This is a genomic window from Paenibacillus etheri, assembly GCF_001012825.1.
GTDB classification, from domain to species: domain Bacteria; phylum Bacillota; class Bacilli; order Paenibacillales; family Paenibacillaceae; genus Paenibacillus_AQ; species Paenibacillus_AQ etheri.
The window spans coordinates 268,000-284,973 of sequence record NZ_LCZJ02000018.1 but is presented as its reverse complement, the minus strand read 5'-3'; the positions used below and the strand labels follow the sequence as shown (position 1 = coordinate 284,973).

The 16,974-nt window shown below is 44.8% G+C and carries 20 protein-coding genes; all 20 read right to left on the bottom strand.

Annotated elements, in window-relative coordinates:
• Positions 1–360 precede the first annotated feature (360 nt).
• The 20 genes from UQ64_RS06790 to rpsA all read right to left on the bottom strand — a co-directional run bounded on the left by UQ64_RS06790 (position 361) and on the right by rpsA (position 16,934).
• Positions 361–1,164 carry a CheR family methyltransferase gene (locus UQ64_RS06790; RefSeq protein WP_060622705.1) on the bottom strand — a complete coding sequence of 268 codons (804 nt, stop codon included), beginning with the start codon at positions 1,162–1,164 and terminating at the stop codon, positions 361–363.
• A 27-nt stretch (positions 1,165–1,191) separates the two neighbouring features.
• Positions 1,192–1,635 (bottom strand): nucleoside-diphosphate kinase, encoded by a 444-nt coding sequence (gene ndk / locus UQ64_RS06785; RefSeq protein WP_060622704.1) that lies wholly within the window; start codon positions 1,633–1,635, stop codon positions 1,192–1,194.
• A 99-nt stretch (positions 1,636–1,734) separates the two neighbouring features.
• Positions 1,735–2,703, bottom strand: coding sequence for a polyprenyl synthetase family protein (locus UQ64_RS06780; RefSeq protein WP_060622703.1), 969 nt, complete (start codon positions 2,701–2,703; stop codon positions 1,735–1,737).
• Positions 2,700–3,560 carry a menaquinone biosynthetic enzyme MqnA/MqnD family protein gene (locus UQ64_RS06775; protein WP_060622702.1) on the bottom strand — a complete coding sequence of 287 codons (861 nt, stop codon included), beginning with the start codon at positions 3,558–3,560 and terminating at the stop codon, positions 2,700–2,702. The genes UQ64_RS06780 and UQ64_RS06775 overlap by 4 nt, the downstream gene beginning before the upstream one ends.
• Before the next feature lie 4 nt (positions 3,561–3,564).
• Positions 3,565–4,167: a UbiX family flavin prenyltransferase gene (locus UQ64_RS06770; protein WP_042190195.1), complete on the bottom strand. Its 603-nt coding sequence runs from the start codon at positions 4,165–4,167 to the stop codon at positions 3,565–3,567.
• Positions 4,164–5,039, bottom strand: a complete 876-nt coding sequence (locus tag UQ64_RS06765; RefSeq protein ID WP_060622701.1) for a UbiA-like polyprenyltransferase — start codon at positions 5,037–5,039, stop codon at positions 4,164–4,166. Before UQ64_RS06765 ends, UQ64_RS06770 begins: the two co-directional genes overlap by 4 nt.
• Positions 5,032–5,784: a demethylmenaquinone methyltransferase gene (locus UQ64_RS06760; RefSeq protein ID WP_156417472.1), complete on the bottom strand. Its 753-nt coding sequence runs from the start codon at positions 5,782–5,784 to the stop codon at positions 5,032–5,034. The genes UQ64_RS06765 and UQ64_RS06760 overlap by 8 nt, the downstream gene beginning before the upstream one ends.
• Before the next feature lie 3 nt (positions 5,785–5,787).
• A complete protein-coding gene (locus UQ64_RS06755) occupies positions 5,788–6,702 on the bottom strand; it encodes a heptaprenyl diphosphate synthase component 1 (protein ID WP_245237871.1) in 915 nt (304 codons plus the stop codon).
• A gap of 69 nt (positions 6,703–6,771) precedes the next feature.
• Positions 6,772–7,314, bottom strand: coding sequence for a hypothetical protein (locus UQ64_RS06750; protein WP_060622699.1), 543 nt, complete (start codon positions 7,312–7,314; stop codon positions 6,772–6,774).
• A gap of 93 nt (positions 7,315–7,407) precedes the next feature.
• Positions 7,408–7,656, bottom strand: coding sequence for a trp RNA-binding attenuation protein MtrB (gene mtrB / locus UQ64_RS06745; protein WP_042190204.1), 249 nt, complete (start codon positions 7,654–7,656; stop codon positions 7,408–7,410).
• A gap of 117 nt (positions 7,657–7,773) precedes the next feature.
• Positions 7,774–8,046 carry an HU family DNA-binding protein gene (locus UQ64_RS06740; RefSeq protein WP_036676223.1) on the bottom strand — a complete coding sequence of 91 codons (273 nt, stop codon included), beginning with the start codon at positions 8,044–8,046 and terminating at the stop codon, positions 7,774–7,776.
• A gap of 375 nt (positions 8,047–8,421) precedes the next feature.
• Positions 8,422–9,900 (bottom strand): stage IV sporulation protein A, encoded by a 1,479-nt coding sequence (gene spoIVA, locus UQ64_RS06735; RefSeq protein ID WP_060622698.1) that lies wholly within the window; start codon positions 9,898–9,900, stop codon positions 8,422–8,424.
• A 654-nt stretch (positions 9,901–10,554) separates the two neighbouring features.
• Positions 10,555–11,301: a hypothetical protein gene (locus tag UQ64_RS06730; RefSeq protein WP_060622697.1), complete on the bottom strand. Its 747-nt coding sequence runs from the start codon at positions 11,299–11,301 to the stop codon at positions 10,555–10,557.
• A gap of 30 nt (positions 11,302–11,331) precedes the next feature.
• Entirely contained in the window at positions 11,332–11,700 is a 369-nt protein-coding gene (locus tag UQ64_RS06725; protein WP_060622696.1) for a 2Fe-2S iron-sulfur cluster-binding protein, read from the bottom strand.
• Positions 11,701–11,734: 34 nt separating this feature from the next.
• Complete coding sequence (locus UQ64_RS06720; protein ID WP_042129589.1) at positions 11,735–11,914, bottom strand: DUF2768 family protein; 180 nt, start codon at positions 11,912–11,914, stop codon at positions 11,735–11,737.
• A gap of 197 nt (positions 11,915–12,111) precedes the next feature.
• Positions 12,112–12,387 carry a stage VI sporulation protein F gene (locus UQ64_RS06715; RefSeq protein WP_038572437.1) on the bottom strand — a complete coding sequence of 92 codons (276 nt, stop codon included), beginning with the start codon at positions 12,385–12,387 and terminating at the stop codon, positions 12,112–12,114.
• A 66-nt stretch (positions 12,388–12,453) separates the two neighbouring features.
• The gene (locus UQ64_RS06710) at positions 12,454–13,494 is read right to left on the bottom strand and encodes an NAD(P)H-dependent glycerol-3-phosphate dehydrogenase (RefSeq protein WP_060622695.1); all 1,041 of its coding nucleotides are present in this window, start codon (positions 13,492–13,494) and stop codon (positions 12,454–12,456) included.
• Positions 13,487–14,104, bottom strand: coding sequence for a glycerol-3-phosphate 1-O-acyltransferase PlsY (plsY, locus tag UQ64_RS06705; RefSeq protein WP_042129592.1), 618 nt, complete (start codon positions 14,102–14,104; stop codon positions 13,487–13,489). The genes UQ64_RS06710 and plsY overlap by 8 nt, the downstream gene beginning before the upstream one ends.
• Before the next feature lie 12 nt (positions 14,105–14,116).
• Positions 14,117–15,442, bottom strand: coding sequence for a ribosome biogenesis GTPase Der (gene der / locus UQ64_RS06700; RefSeq protein WP_060622694.1), 1,326 nt, complete (start codon positions 15,440–15,442; stop codon positions 14,117–14,119).
• Positions 15,443–15,611: 169 nt separating this feature from the next.
• On the bottom strand, positions 15,612–16,934 hold the full coding sequence (gene rpsA / locus UQ64_RS06695) for a 30S ribosomal protein S1 (protein WP_170880310.1): 1,323 nt from the start codon (positions 16,932–16,934) through the stop codon (positions 15,612–15,614).
• Positions 16,935–16,974: the final 40 nt, after the last annotated feature.

Sequence of the window (16,974 nt, the reverse complement as noted above, 5' to 3'; positions counted from 1 at the left end):
GCGACAAAATGAATTGGCTTTTGTGTAAAGAAAAAGCGCCATTCATACTCTAAAGAGTATAAATGGCGCTCCTCGGCTCGGTCCAGCACTTGTTAGCTGCCGATCCGCTGACTCGTTGAAGGAAATGTAGACTTACGCTCTTCAAGCTGTAGAAGGCGCTTCAATTGCATTTCTTCCACACCGAGAATTTGCTAGCACTCACGAACGGTAATAAAGCCTCGTTTATACGCGGCAATGACCTTGCTTTTGTCCATCGGTTTAACGATCCTTTCACTTAGCTTACAGATTCTACTACCAGTATCACTGAACTATAGCGAAAGTATACGTCAAACCGTCTACGGACGAAGGAGCAAGAAGTATTTATTTTTTTCGATAGAAAAAGGTTTCCGTCGATTCAAAACCATACTGCGCTGGCGTGAAGATTTGCTCTGTACTACCTACAAACAAATATCCACCGGGACGTAAACTAGCCGAGAACTTATGATAGAGCTTATTCTTCGCCTCTTCAGTAAAATAGATCATTACATTGCGACAAATAATAAGATCAAAACCCTCGTCGAACTTGTCCAGCAGTAGGTTCTGTTTGCGGAAATCTATGTTTTTCTTAAGCGTGTCACTAACTTTTAATAAATGACCTTCGGGTTTAAAATAACGAGCGGCAACATCCTTTGGCACATCTTTTAAAGAACGTTCCAGATACAGACCTTGCTTTGCTTTGGAAAGCGCACCGTCGTCAATATCCGTAGCCAGAATGCCAGTCTGTCCTAATACATTCTTATCCGATAAAATCATAGCCAGCGTATAGGGTTCTTCTCCAGTGGAACATGCAGCGCTCCACAGTTTCAATCTGCGACCAGATTGTTGTAAGTCAGGTAGAATGATATCTCGTAATACTTCCCACCGATTCGGATTCCGCCAAAACTCGGAGACATTAATCGTCATTCGGTCCAAAAATTCATAAAATAATTCCTTGTCCTTCATCATTGCGGCAAAAAAATCACTAAAGGTATCATATCCATTCTTCACACGAAGTGTCGTTAAACGCCGCTTCATCTGCGCTTCTTTATACTGAGCCAGATCTATTCCGGTGCTTTGCTTAACATGATGAATAAATCCGATGTAATCTGAATCTGCTGTTAATGCTGCAACATTACGATCAGACATGTCAATCCCCCGCCTCCCGCTTGGCTCCTACATCCAAACTGCGATCTCTTTGTTATACAGATTCAGTTCATCTGGAGTAAAGAAATTAGCAATTTCTCGTTCTGCACTTTCAGGCGAGTCTGATCCATGAATTAAATTAAGCGGTGTATGGCTGGCAAAGTCGCCTCGAATCGTACCTGGCAAGGCTTCTCCTACCTTCGTCTTACCAATGAGCGTACGGGATAATGCTACAACATCATCACCTTCCCATACCATTGCAAACACTGGACCTGAAGTTATGAAAGAGACCAGCTCTGAAAAAAAGTCCTTACCAGCATGCTCCGCATAATGTCTTTTAGCTTGGTCTTCACTTACTGTAATCAGCTTTGCAGCGACCAGCTTAAAGCCCTTATCTTCAAATCGTGAAACAATACGCCCAATTAATCCACGTTGTACTCCATCCGGTTTGACCATCAGATACGTCTTTTCCATAGAGGCACTCTCCAATTTCCCATTAGTTGGGTTGTTTTGACGCTATCTTAACAGAAACTGCGCTTTCTGGAAACGTTTAATTTTAAGATCACTCAATCATTAATAAGCTCTTCCTGTAACAAAAAAGGCAATATCGCGCAGGTTACGCTTAGTCTTGTTGTTAGGCAACTGCTCTAGTGCTGCAAGTGCCTTCGCGATATAACGCGAAGCCAGCTCCTCAGAACGAGCAATTCCGTCTCCAGAAAGAATGAGATCAATAGCACGTCCTACTGTGCTGTGTCCTTCGCGAATAGACTTCAACTCCTCAAGGAGTGGAGCTCGCAATCTTTCATCCTCCAAACTATAAATGACAGGAAGTGTAATGTTCCCCTGCCGCATATCACTACCCGGAGGTTTACCGATTTGCTTTTCGGTACCTGAGAGGTCAAGTAAATCATCTCGAATCTGAAAAGCCATGCCTACATTATAACCATAATTATAAAGTAGACGAGCCACCTCAGGTTCAGCTTCAGCAGCAAGTGCACCCAGCTCACAACTGACTGCAATCAACAGCGCTGTTTTACGGCGGATCCGGCGCAGGTAATGACGTACACTCTGCTCACTGTTGAAGAAGTCACGAATCTGCTCCATCTCACCTATCGACATTTCAATCATAGCCTTGGATAAAATCTGATGAATTCGCGGATTCTTCAGCTCCGTCGTCATCACCAGTGCTTTCGCATATATGTAGTCACCGGTGTACATGGCAATTTTATCGCCCCATTTAGCCTTAACAGTGAGTTCACCTCGGCGCAGTTCTGCATCGTCGATGACATCATCGTGAACTAGTGAAGCGCTATGAATCAGTTCTAGCGGTATCGCCACACGCTTCAGCTTCTCAAGATCATACTTACCAAATTTTCCACCCATCAAGACAAATACGGGGCGCAATCTTTTACCGCCAGCTTTTAATAGATGCAGAGAAGTTTCGGTTAGTAGGTCGTCATCACCCTGTACGCTACGGTACAACTCTTTTTCAATCTGATCCATGTCTCTGTTCAGTAATCCGAATATTTGCAGTCGTTTCATTCCTTCACCCGTGTCAACAGTTTATGACTCCAAATCTCCATCTTCACTGCCTGCGGCAGCAGGCCCATCTCATAGGCATAGCGGAAATAGAGGTTCAGACCTTTCTGCTGCCTTTCTCCAAAATCATAGCTTAAATTGCGAAAGTACCCTTCCCAATAAGACTTAGTTCCTCCAATTGTCGAACAGGCTGCAAGTACTATAGGATCTAAATCACTTACTCCCCGCAGTTTACTCTCAGCAAAAGCTTCTGCAATCTCCGCAATGGCTTCCGGTTTGTCCTTCGCAGCCTTTCGATTCACTGCCCAGACCGCAAAGGTCATCCCTAAGCCCGTCCATTCTTTCCAAAGCTCCGCCAGATCCGTAACGATATAACCTTGGTCCTGCCATGAGGCCTTAATAGCATGATCACCAATTAATAAACAGGCATCTGCTTGATGCATCATGGCATCCAAATCAGGATTAGCGCTAATATATTCTGGTTTATTGCCAAAAGCTTTTTCCATTAAAATTTTCAGCAAGTTAACCGATGTTGCAGAAGTGTTCGTAACAGCAATCGTACCGGTACCTATTTGTGCAAGAGGTACCCGAGAAAAAAGAAATATTGATCTCACAGGACCGTCCGCACTTACCGATAAATCAGGTAACAGCAATAACTTATCACTTGCTTCAGCATACGCAAAAGAGGATAACGCACCTACATGAATCGTTCCACGACTCATCCCCTGATTAAGAATGGCAGGTACTTCACTCACCATCTCTGCAGGATATTTCAGTGCAGAGGGATGAAAATTGTGAAATACCGGCCATGAGTTGGTATAGCTGATTTTGCCTATGATGGTGTGGCTGTTATTTTCCATCTTTTCAATCCCCCCATCTGCGAAATAATTGATGTTCAATATTAAAGCTGTCAAGCACTTTACCCACCATGAAATTAATCAGATCATCCATACTTTGCGGCCCAAAGTAAAACGCCGGCATTGCCGGAATGATCCGAACCCCCAGACGGGACAGCTTCAACATATTCTCAAGATGAATAGCGTGCAGAGGTGTCTCACGAGGAACAAGGACCAGTGGACGTCCTTCCTTAAGCATAACATCAGCAGCACGAGTCATCAGATTGTCGGAGGTTCCATTAGCAACCGCAGACAATGTTCCCATGGAACAAGGCATAATAATCATACCTTCCACGCGAAAGGAACCACTTGCGATAGATGCGCCGATATCAGCGACAGGATGATAAAGTAGAGAACCGGGATAGCCCTTGAACTTTTCGTTCAAAAAGCCTTCCCGGTCTGATGCGATATAACCTAGTTCTTCTTTAAAAACGCGCCAGCCCGCATTACTTACTACCAAATGTACGGAGTAGCCCAGCGATAGTAACGTTTCGATCAGACGAATACCATAAATAGCACCGCTTGCCCCTGTAATTCCAACCACGAAGTTTTTCGGTTTCGTAAGCGTCATTTTTTGAAGTGCACCACCAAGTCAATCAAAGTGAAAGAGAACACTACGATGCTTAGCACGCCGTTCATAGTGAAAAAAGCGGTCTGCAAACGACTGAGATCACTCGGAGATACAATATAATGCTCATAAAAGAGAATAATATATGCGAGAATCATACCTGCCACATACCACCAGCTTAAATCCGTCAAAAACAGCAGCGATACGAATCCAATTGCCGTAAGAATGTGAAACACACGGGCAATAACGAGAGCGCCCTGGACCCCAAACCGCACTGGAATGGACTTTAAGCCTTCTTTAAGATCAAATTCAACATCCTGACAAGAGTATATAACATCAAAACCAGCAGTCCAAAATACTATTGTGAAGTAAAATACCATTGAAGTCCAATTCACACTTCCGGTCACAGCTACCCAGCCGCCTAGCGGTGCAAGCGCAATGGTGAGGCCGAGGATAAGATGGCATGCCCATGTAAAGCGCTTAGTGAATGAATAAATAACAAGAAGGAATACAGCGATAGGTAACAGCTTAGCTGACAAAGAATTCAATTTAAAGGCTGCCCAAAAGAGCAAGAAAAACGAAATGCCTATAAAAATGACAACTTCACCGATCTTAAGTAACCCTGCAGGAATCGCCCTTCCGGCTGTGCGTGGATTCTTTGCATCACTAATTCGGTCTATCAATCGGTTCAATCCCATAGCTGCACTGCGTGCTCCAAACATGGCGATTACAATCCAGCCAATTTGGCTCCAGGATGGGAGACTATCATTCATGACAACGGATCCCAGTAAAGCACCCATAAAGGCAAAGGGTAAAGCAAATACCGTATGTTCAAACTTAATCATTTGTAAAAAGATACCGATTTTCTTAAACATTCCCGTTCTCCTTGAGCCCAATATGTAATGCCGCGATGCCTCCGGTCAAGGGGAAGGATTCCACTTTTTGAAGTCCGGTTTCACGGAAAATAGTAGCTAGCTGCTCCCGGTCAGGGAACATGGCCAGTGATTCTGGCAGCCATTTGTATTGCTCGTACCTTTTCGCGAATAACTTACCAAGAAGTGGAAGTACACGCTGGAAATAAAAGAAATATACACCTTTAAACGGCTGTTTCATCGGCTTGGATAGCTCCAAACATACAATCATTCCACCAGGTTTTACTACCCGCTTCATTTCGTTAAGCACTTGAACAGGATCTGGCACATTGCGTAGTCCAAATCCAATCGTTGCATAATCAAATGCATTGTCTTCAAAAGGCAGCTCCATAGCATTGCCTTGCACCAGCGAAATACGGTTCTGAAGCTTGCGGTCTTCAACCTTACGGCGTCCTACTTCAAGCATACCTGCGCTAAAATCCAGTCCGATCACATTGCCAGTCTGCGAGGCTTCCGCCAAAGCGATGCTCCAATCACAGGTTCCACAACACAGGTCAACGGCTGAATCCCCGCGCTTCATGCCCATCTTCTTCATCGTGAATTTACGCCATGCCTTGTGGCGGCGAAAGCTTAGGATGTCATTCATCAAATCGTATTTTCCAGCAATACTCTCAAATACGGAATGCACAAACTGCTCTTTTGGTTTGCTGTTGTCACCCACAGCAGTTGTCGTTTTTTCCATAGTCATCCATTAACCCTCCACGGCTGCTTGTCCTGAGACCTTCATCTGCAGGAGAAAACGATCCAGCGCGATCTCTAGCTCTCTAAGCAAACTCTCGTCTTTAACGCTTTGCAATAGTCCCTGAATAGACTGAAGCGATTGATGTAGCTTGTCCGTCAGTTGCGAATCACATTTATATTTCATTTTCAGCATCTTCCATTCCTTCTGATCAAGGTTCAGGTCTTGAAGCTGCTTGCGTTCTTCCTCCGTCGCAGTCTCCATCATCTTCCAGTAGCAATAGCCGTTCCCTGCATTTGCAGGATCATCACTACGGAGAAGCTCAAGAGCAACGGTCTCACACTGACTGAATTCTGCCAGCAGTTTCTCCCACAGCTCCACTAAGGAGTTCTCAATCATAGGCGTAAAAGAAAGGAACAGCCGCATATTCAGCTGTACCATGTGCCGCAAGTATTGTTCAGCGGAAAGGCGTATGCCTCTCATCTTCACGTAGAGATTCGCTTTCAAGACATTGAAATCTGCAATCGCTTTACTCAAGATTCCAATCATCTCGATCTGATCACTCTTTGCAAGCAAATGGTAAAACCAGCTACTGAAGTAATCACCAGCTAGTACCTTCAATTGACGGGAACGCATTGGGTCTCCACCCCGTCTATCATTCGAACGGTCAATGACCTCATGCGTGTCCAGACCTAGTTGAACAAGCGCTGTCACAAGCGTGTACAACTCTCCGGCACTTCCTTTTGCAGAAGAAGCGTGATTTAGAAAAATATATAACAAATGACCCCGGCCATCAGAAAACGGTGGCAATTCCGTATGCTTCTGAATCATGTCGTAGTCTGTGTAGGGTTTAGCCAGTTGCGGTATGCAGTACGGTTTCATTTCAGCCTCCGAAGCCATTGACATAATAATAATTCGTTTGTTCACAATCTTGTCTATTATATCACATGTTTTTTTGTCACGCACTGTGGTACGCCTGAGTTTCTTTTAATCCATTCAAGGATAAATGAACTGTTTCTTCCAGAGCTCGGTTTCACTAATGCGGAAGCCCGTTTTGAGACGATCCGATATAGGGAAATTACCAGCAGACTGAAGTTCATCTTGCAGTGCATAAGACCACTCAGAACGTCTGATATCCCCAGCTAACAGCAGTCGGCGGCTACCAAGCCATTTATCTTCTACCACAATGCGAAGTAGAAGCTGATCCACATTCGAGGTTTCTTGAATAGCAAAGGAAATGGCCTGAGCCATATTTTGATAGAGTTCCTCAGGTTCATGATCGTTCCCGCTTAATTTCAGGTCTAGTGACAGAACATGATCTTCCCAGCCTACGCTATCTATGGATAAGGTCAACGGAAGTACGCCCAGAACATCAACAAGATTGTCATTGTCAAGCACTGTGTTACGGCTACCAGTAAAAGTCTCTACTGTCCCATTTCTCTGCTGTACGGATGAGTCTAAGTCTGCCAATTTCGGCAAAATAATAGCAGAGGTCGCAGTCAAGAGTAATACGGCACCGACCAACCAGGCTTTGTTCATGGACACGCCCCCTATCCATAGTACCCACTTTTTTTGTGGATATGATCATTCACCCTTACTATATTTTGAAAAAAAGCAGGCTATGCCTGCTTTTCAGCTTTCACTTTCCAATTGTCCATGTTTCGTTAAAATTTCAGCTTTACCGCGGATTTTCATAGCTGAGGTATGATCAGTAAATTGGGCAATCAACACCTCACCCTTGTCTAGCTTCTCTGTATGATGAAAGCGTGTATCCGTACCTCTAGTTAGCCCAATGACTTGAACGCCATTCTCTTTGGCCTTAACCACAATATAGTCGCTACCTGTTGGAAGCGGATTTTCGCTCGTATTTTTATCCGTCATCGCTGATCCTCCTCTAAACCTAATGTACAGCCCATGCTATTCCAAAAAACAAATGCCGCCTTGGAGGGCGGCATAGTTGTTACTTAAAAAGACTATGGGATTGATATGTAGAAATCTTTATTTGATTCCGTCTTTCAGCGCCTTACCAGGTTTAAATGCCGGTACCTTGCTTGCAGGAATTTCGATTTCTTCACCAGTTTGTGGGTTACGGCCTTTACGTGCGGAACGTTCGCGCACTTCAAAGTTTCCGAATCCAACCAGTTGTACTTTGTCACCGCTTTGCAGCGCTTCTGTAATTGCTTCGAAAACCGCATCTACAGCTTTAGTAGCATCCTTCTTGGGAAGTTCAGTTGCTTCTGTAACTACATTGATCAAATCAGATTTATTCATGTTTTCTCACCTCCCTGAGTAAATTTCCGGTATCATACACTGTTTCCGTTTAAACGTAAAATATACGTGATAATCCCGTTTATTACTGAACACTGGCGCCCATAGACCTTGAAGCGCAACAAACTTATAGTAATACAGCCCATCCATAAATTCAAGCAGTTAGACAAAAAAGGAGTAGAAATTATCATCTACGCTTGCATAAACATCCAACTCCCATCTAATTTTATAGACCTATAAGACCAGGGTAATTCTTCTTTTCAGAAGAAAAATTGAGTCATATTCACCGTTATTATAGGAACTAGGAATCAAGTTTCGTTATTTTTACGCATAAAAAGAGTGGGATCTCTCCCACTCTTCCAATCCGCTTAAATTATGTTAGAGAATAATTGCAATAAGTCCGCCTGAGCCTTCATTGATGATCCGACCAAGCGTTTCTTGCAATTTGTAGCGCGCATTATCCGGCATCATCGCGATCTTGCCTTGAATACCTTCCCTCACAATGGAGTGCAAGGAGCGCCCAAAAATATCGGATTCCCAAATCTTGATCGGGTCGTTCTCGAAATCCTGCATCAGATAACGAACCAACTCTTCGCTTTGTTTCTCTGTACCAATGATAGGTGAGAACTCAGATTCAACATCAACACGAATCATGTGAATAGATGGTGCGGTGGCCTTTAAGCGAACCCCGAAGCGAGAGCCTTGACGAATCAGCTCTGGTTCATCTAGAGCCATTTCAGCTAACGAAGGAGCAGCAATACCGTAACCGGTAGTCTTGACCATTTCTAAAGCTTCCGAGAAACGGTCATACTCCCTTTTCGCATGTGAGAATTCCTGCATCAGCTGTAGCAAGTGATCCTTACCTCGGATCTCAACCCCTACTACCTCCATCAGAACTTGATCATACAGCTCTTCTGGGGCATACAGATCGATCTCTGCTACACCCTGACCCATGTTCATACCACTTAGGCCAGCTTTATCGATAAAATCATACTCTGTGAACTGAGATACGAGGCGGTCGACATCCCGCAAGCGGCGAATGTCTTTTACCGTATCGCGAACGGAGTTCTCATAGCTACTACGCAGCCAGTGATTCTCTCCAAGCACCATGACCCAGCTTGGCAAGTTCACATTCACTTCATGAACAGGGAATTCGTACAATACCTCACGCAGTACACCGGTTACATCCTCTTCAGTCATGTTTGCCGCGCTGAGCGTCATGACAGGGATATCGTATTTGATGGCTAGCTCGTTGCGGAGCTGCTGTGCTTCCTCACTGCGTGGCCGAGTCGAGTTAATGACCAGCACAAATGGCTTACCCACTTCCTTCAGCTCCGCAATGACGCGCTCTTCAGAGTCCACGTACGAGTTCCGCGGAATTTCTGCAATCGTACCATCTGTTGTTACTACAACACCAAGCGTTGAATGCTCCTGGATGACCTTACGGGTCCCGATCTCTGCCGCTTCCTGAAAAGGAATTGGCTCCTCAAACCAAGGTGTAGAGATCATTCGCGGTCCATTCTCATCCTCGTAGCCTTTAGCGCCTTCTACAGCGTAACCCACACAGTCTACCAGTCGAACGTTAACCTCAAGCCCTTCCGCAACCTTGATTTGGACTGCGTTGTTAGGCACGAACTTAGGTTCAGTGGTCATAATTGTTTTGCCTGCTGCGCTTTGCGGAAGCTCATCCACAGCTCTTACCCGATCTGCCTCATTCGTGATGTTAGGCAGTACAATTGTTTCCATGAAGCGCTTGATAAATGTCGATTTCCCCGTGCGAACCGCGCCGACGACGCCAAGATAAATGTCTCCGCCGGTACGCTCGGCAATGTCCTTGAAAATATCCACTTTTTCCAAAAGAGATCCCCTCCTCATATTACTCCGAAGAAAAAATGCCTGAAGAGCATCGACTTCGCGTTCCGCCGGTAATCTGACCCTTGCAGGACATCAACCGGACTTATCGTATGCCCGCCCGAAGCCTAGCTGCTTTCGACCGGGACGTACTTGCCCCGCGCTAAACTCCGAATGCTCGGACATGCATTTGGACTAGTATCATCATATGTATCCGGAACGAATTTATGACCCGTAATCGCGCATTTTGCAATGTTATTTCAAAAAACTTAAGTGTGCGCGCCGCAAGGCGTCTGACGCCCGGAAGCTTACTCATCCATCTTATGAGGTAGGATTCATTGATAGAACTATTTTAGTGGATTTGTATGAGGAAATTTAAGAATATTTGGGAGCTTAGAGTGCTTTCATTCTATTCACTATTTCACTAGGGCTCCCGTTTCATCGTATACCATGAAAGCACCTTTTGCTGGCATCATGACTACCATTATCTTACCAAAAGCTATTTCAGTGCTATGAAACTCAACCTTAATTCCATCTGCGTTTTATATAAGACAATTAAGCTTTTTGTTAAGCCCTGCTCCATAATTTTCTATTAAAACAACAAAAAAACGCCTAATTCCTCGGATAAAACCGAAGCTTAGACGCTCTTAAACTTAAACTTTAACTTGGGGGCTGCGGAATCGGCTGGTTGTTAATCCATAGATACGGCAAAGACTTCACGGGAACGTAATATGAAGCTTCCTCCAGATCTAGTCGCAAATCTTTTTTCTCGTCATGTTCTCCACCATTCTTATCGATGGCAGCCATAATATCAAAGACATAATCTACGTAGACCGTTCCAGCCTTATCCATAATGAAATCAAGAACCTGACCGGAATAAACGCTAGTTAATGATATGGAGCTTGTTCCTGCCTTCTTATGGTCAATGGTGTAAAGTCCAGGATATAGCTCATCAAGCACGGGCAAAGAGCCCTCATGAGCTGATTTATAACGATTAATCTGACGCTGCACATTATTTACCTTTTGAACAGTAACAAGGTCCATTACCTTAACAACTGGATCGCTTTCCTCATTCAAAATAAGAAAATAAGCGCTTCCGCCTTGTTCAAAAGCCGTAGCCGGAATATCATCCAAATATCCCTTATTGTTCAGCTTGCCCAGGTCTATACGGAACTTCTCATATCTTGGAGTAGTTTCATCCGCGTTAAGGATCGGAAGCACACCTTCCTCCTGTTGAAAATCATCAACGGCTGATTGTATCCGCTTAACACTTTCTCGATAATTAACGCTAGCTCGCTTCTCTTCTCCAGGATATAGACAACCCGAAAGCGTAAGAGCGATCGACACCACTACTAGAAAAAGTCTTGCTCCTGCCTTTAGTTTCTTCTTTCTTCGATTAAACTCCAACCGAGTCCCTCCCACGGTGACATTCTACCTCTACCACAGCTCATCTTCTTCCCCACGCCGCGCAGCTTCAAGCTTACGGCGTACAGCAGCCTTAAGTGGATCTTCTGGTACTTGTACGGTCACATCGCTCCATACGGCTGCCTGACAGGCCAGACGCACTCCTTCTTCAAGTGCAGTTCCAAGCTTACGCCGTTCAATATCCCCAGGAGGTCTCACAGCTGAGGCCTCATCATTCGCAATTTTAACCTTGCACATCAGACAGCCTGCTTTTCCTCCACAGCGAGTGGTTATCGTTACTCCGGCTTTACGAGCTGCCTCCAGTAACGAGATACCACGATTCACCACAGCTTTACGACCTCCTGGTTGAAATACAACGGTAACTCCATTTTGCGATTTCATGATGTTACTTCCTTTCTCAACCCTATGTAACTGCTTACATAATTGAAACAACTCCGCCCAATAGGCCCACTAACATGATGACAAAAGCAAGTATAGACAGTAAAGCCTTAAGCAATCCCTTCGTTTTGCTCCGAGCAAAAGTTATAAGAAATACTGATAATCCCATAATCAGCATCGCAATCAGGGATAACCACATTTTTGTCATCGGATCCATGGTCAAAGCCCCCATTCGCCTGTAATTTATTAGGGTCTATTATATCATGACCTTATCCTTTTCTGTAAAAAAACATCATTTTTTATGTATTATTTTAAGTAAATTACGCTTCTTCAGAATTATCATGAATATAAAAAAAAGCAAAAGACGACGGAATCTATAATTGATCCGTTTTCTTTTGCTCACCCAACATAAAGCTATTTTTTAAGCATCATTTTCATTAAAGACTCCATTGTGCTGGAACCTGCGCCGCCTTTTTTAACGGCATTGATAATTTCCTGCACAGTAGCTTCACTGACCGGCACTTTCGCCATCGATGACACCTGCTTAATTAACTGGCGGAGCTGGGCTTCATTCTGCGTAGTTCCTGGCTTGACCGTACTGGCTAGCTTTTTGACGGCACTTTCCGTAATGTTCTTGCCCGCCTTTTTGTTAATGGCGTTCAATGCATCCTTGGAAAAATCTCTGCTCACTTTTCATCCCTCCTCCGTCAATCCCCAATACAACATATGAGAATTTGCGGAAAAAGGTGAACAGGATCAGGAATGCCATTGCTCCCAAGTTTCCTGAGATATTGCCTCAAGCTCAGGTTTACGATCACGGCCCATCAGAGCTTCGACAGCACTACGAGGACTTCTACCTTTAAAAAGCACATGATAAATTTGATCTGTAATAGGCATCTGGACACCTAGCTTAATGGAAATGGCATAAGCTGCCTCTGTGGTACGAATACCTTCGACAACCATTCCCATCGACTCCAGCACCTCATCCAATGGTTTCCCTTGCCCGAGCATAAAGCCTGCGCGCCAGTTACGGCTATGCTGGCTCGTAGCAGTCACTACAAGATCACCAATACCTGCAAGCCCTGCAAAGGTCAAAGGATTCGCTCCAAGCTCGACTCCCACCCGAGAAATCTCGGCCAGTCCACGTGTCAGAAGCGCTGCTTTAGCATTATCCCCAAATCCAAGACCATCGGATAGACCTGCACCGAGTGCAATAATATTCTTTAGTGCACCAGCGAGCTCTACCCCTACCTGATCGCGGTTCGTATACACACGAAAATCGTTGTTAATGAACAATTCCTGTGCTTCAGCGGTACGCTTATCATCAGGTGAAGCCACAACAACCGTAGTAGGACACAGACGCACTACTTCCTCCGCATGACTCGGTCCGGAGAGAACAACGATCTGCCCTTCGTCACAGCCGAGCTCCTCAGCAATAACGATGGACATCCGTTTCTTGCTTTCAGTCTCAAAGCCCTTCGTAGCATGAACGCACAGCATTTCATCCTTCCAGAACGGCTTCAGACTGCGAGCAACCTGCCGCATACCTGAAGATGGGGCCACAATAACAACCGCTTTGGAACCGGAAACTGCGGTCTCCATATCGGTGGTTGCAATGATGTTTGCGGGCAGAGAAATCCCCGGTAAATACTTATTATTGATATGAGAACCATTGATCTCGGCAGCTTGATCAGAGTTACGTGTCCACAGATAAACTTCCGAGTGATTAGCAGCCAGCACACTCGCTAGCGCAGTTCCCCAGCTCCCCGCTACTAGTACGGTTACTTTATCAGACAACACGATTCCCTCCTTTTACTTTTGAGCCTATCTTGTTCTCACGGCCCTCTACAATCTTAACAATATTCGTCCGGTGTCGCCAGAAGGCAAAAACCGCGATGATAATACTGGTCCAGAGCACAGGCTGAGTAAATCCTGTCAACAATAGAAAGACCGGTGTCAGCGCGACAAATATTAACGAGCCAAGTGACACGTAACGAGTGATAAAGATAGATCCTATGGCGATGACACCGGCGAGCAGCGCTGGCCATAAACACAATGTGGCCATAACGCCGATCGTAGTAGCGATGCCCTTTCCCCCACGGAAACGAAAGTAAAGCGGCCAGTTGTGTCCGACAATGGCAGCGATTCCGCATAGAGCAGCAACCCAGGTTCCCCAGCCACCTACCCAAGTTCCTAACCAAACAGCGGCAACACCCTTCAGTACATCCAGCACTAGCACGGATATCGCAGGGCCTTTCCCCAGTACACGTAATGTATTGGTAGCCCCTGCATTGCCGCTTCCATATTGACGGATATCAATTCCCTTTAGTAGCTTGGCGAACAGCACACTAAAGCTGACAGAACCAAGCAAATAGCTTACAACGATAACCAGAAGTTCAAGCGCCACACTTCTTCTCCCCTAACCTTCGTTTTCGGATTTACGCCGTGTAAAGAGACGGATTGGCGTTCCCTCGAAATTAAACGCCGCACGGATTTTATTCTCCAAGTAACGTTCATAGGAGAAGTGCATCAGCGATGGGTCATTCACGAACACCACGATCGTCGGCGGCTTCACCGCAACCTGCGTTACGTAGTTAATACGTAAGCGACGGCCTTTGTCAGTTGGAGGAGGGTTAATCGCAATGGCATCCGATACAACATCGTTCACCAGATGCGTAGTAATGCGCAGTGCATGCTGTTGAGATACGTGTTGCACCACAGGAAGCAGTTTTTGTAGGCGTTGTTTAGTTAAAGCCGACAAGAAGACCACAGGTGCGTAACTCATAAACAAGAAATGGTCACGAATCTTAGTCTCGAAGTTTTGCATAGTCTTGTCGTCTTTCTCAATAGCATCCCATTTGTTAACAACAAAAATAGATGCCTTACCAGCTTCATGTGCATAACCAGCAATATGCTTGTCCTGATCGATGATGCCCTCTTCGCCGTTAATTACAACGAGGACCACATCAGCCCGTTCAATCGCACGCATAGCACGCATAACACTGTATTTCTCAATGTTCTCATATACTTTACCTTTTTTGCGCATACCTGCAGTATCGATAAGCACATAACGTTGCCCATCACGTTCAAACGGTGTATCAATAGCATCCCGAGTAGTGCCTGCAATATCACTAACGATAACACGTTCTTCACCCAGAATTGCATTGACCAGAGATGATTTACCTACATTCGGCCGGCCAATCAAAGCTACACGAATGACATCGTCATCATATTCATCATCTATTTTCTCTGGCAGACGTTCTACTACAGCGTCCAATAAGTCGCCGAGTCCTGTACCGTGACTACCGGAAATACCAATTGGATCTCCAAAGCCAAGGCTATAGAACTCATAAATATCATCTGCACGCTTCATATTATCCACTTTATTGATGGCAAGAACGATCGGTTTACCTGAACGGAATAGAATCTGAGCTACCTCTTCATCTGAATTCGTCACACCACTCTTCGCCTCACACATAAATACAATAACATCTGCTTCTTCAATCGCCAGCTCCGCTTGAACGCGGATTGATTTCAGAATCGAGTCATCTCCATCAATTTCAATACCTCCGGTATCAATCACACTGAACGACTTACCATTCCAATCTGAAATACCATAAATCCGGTCACGTGTAATCCCCGGTTTATCTTCTACAATGGCTAATCTATCGCCAATCAGCCGATTAAAAATCGTCGATTTCCCGACGTTAGGCCTCCCAACGATTGCCACAACGGGTCTTGCCATATTCATTCCTCCTGTCATCCTTACGATACTCATCATAGCAAAAAACATTAAAATTGGCTAACACTCATGTTAGCTCCAATAAATCTTTCTGTTACCGGAAAAAGAGAATCGGCGACCCCCCGTATCGAGGGCTCGCCGATTACTTTACCCGTATATTCAAAAAGCAGAATTAGTTATTACCTTTGAATTTGTCCAACTTGTCACCAAAACGTTCAGCAAGTGTAAAGCTAAGGCCTTCGTTGCTCAGAGAAACGTTAGGGTTGTTCAATACTTCTTTAGGAGCTCTGTCTCTGCTGTTGCTGCGTTCAGGTCTAGCAGTAGGTGCTGGAGCTTCTTCTGTTTCTTTGATACTCAGGCTAACACGTTTCTCGGATGGATTGAAGTCCAATACTTTCACTTGAACTTCTTGTCCTTCTTTCAATACTTCGTGTGGAGTAGCAATGTGTTTGTGGGAGATTTGCGAAATGTGCACAAGGCCTTCCACTCCTGGAAGCAATTCAACGAATGCTCCGAAGTTTACAAGACGTTTTACAACGCCTGTTACAACATCACCGATATTGATTTCGCCAGCAGCAGAGTCCCAAGGACCTGGAGCAGCAGCTTTGATACTCAAGCTGATTTTTCCTTTTTCAGGATCAACCTTAAGTACTTTAACACGTACTTTATCACCTTCGGAAACTACATCAGAAGGTTTCTCTACGTGATTCCATGCGATTTCGGATACGTGTACAAGACCATCAACTCCGCCAACATCAACAAATGCGCCGAATTGGGTTAGACGTTGTACAGTACCTTCAATGATTTGACCTTCAGACAGTTCAGCCATAATTTTGAGCTTGTTGGCTTCGAACTCTTCTTCAAGGACTTCTTTCGCAGAGAGGATTACTTTGCTATTTTCGCGGTCAAGTTCTTTCACTTTAACACGCAGGGTACGGCCTTTGTAATCGCTGAAATCTTCAACGAAGTGACGCTCAACCATGGAAGCTGGAATAAATCCACGCGCTCCAACATCAGCTACTAGACCGCCTTTAACAACGTCAGCAACAGTAACTTCGAAAGCTTCTTGGGAAGCAAAGTACTTCTCAAGATCTTCCCATGATTTTTCGCTATCAACAGCACGTTTGGAAAGAACAAGGCTTTCCTTGTTGTCGTTGATGCTAACCACTTTACATTCTACTTCCTGTCCAACTTCTACCGCTGCAGCAGCGTTGTCCAGTTGTACTGCGGACAATTCGCGAATCGGAATCACGCCGTCGTATTTATATCCAATGCTTACATAAGCTTGGTTATCTTCGATTTTGACGATTGTTCCTTTCACGGTATCGCCTTTTTTCAAAGAAATGATTTCCAAGTCAGCTTGGTTAGTCACTTCTTCTTCGTTAACGGCAGCAACTTCTTCTACAGCTCCGTTATTTTCTGTCACAGCGGATTCCACCGCTTCTACGGTTTCATTACTCTCCGTAGCTTCCTGATTCTTAATTTCTTCAGACATGTGATTAGCCTCCTCGATTCAAAACCCCATTTATTTAAAC